This is a genomic window from Psychrobacter sp. 1Y4, assembly GCF_051847555.1.
The window spans coordinates 1-519 of sequence record NZ_JBPYDE010001150.1 but is presented as its reverse complement, the minus strand read 5'-3'; the positions used below and the strand labels follow the sequence as shown (position 1 = coordinate 519).

Genomic DNA, 519 nt, shown 5'->3' with positions numbered 1-519 from the left:
ACCGTTTGACCTGAGGTTAAGCTAAAGCCAGCATTGACCTCTTCGCCATCGACTTTGACCGCGTTCCGCTTAATCATGTCTTTTGCCGCTGCACTATTTTTAGTCAAACCTGCTTGGTTTAATATCTGTGTGATAAACAAGGCCTCTTGACCTTCTTCAAGCGTTAATGTCACTTCTGGCAAATCCACTGGCAACTCACCATCCGCTAAGACGTTGCCTGCTGATTTGTGCGCATTTGCAGCGGCATCAGCATCATGGAAGCGCTCAATTAGCTCTTCGGCTAGGACACGTTTGATTTCTTGTGGGTTACGCCCGTCTTTCATTTCCGCCATCAAGGCTTCGACTTCTTCCATAGGCTTAAAGCTTAAGAACTCAAAATAGCGCTGGATCAAGGTATCCGGCATAGACAGGATTTTTTGGTACATGGTGCCCGGCGCATCATAGATAGCGACATAGTTGCCCAGTGACTTAGACATTTTGTTAACGCCGTCCAAACCTTCTAAGATCGGCACCGTGATA

At 47.0% G+C, this 519-nt stretch carries 1 protein-coding gene; it reads right to left on the bottom strand.

Annotated elements, in window-relative coordinates; translation table 11 throughout:
- Nucleotides 1-519: tyrosine--tRNA ligase (locus tag ACS8FC_RS20875; protein ID WP_459112997.1), on the bottom strand; the 519-nt coding region annotated here is incomplete at both ends.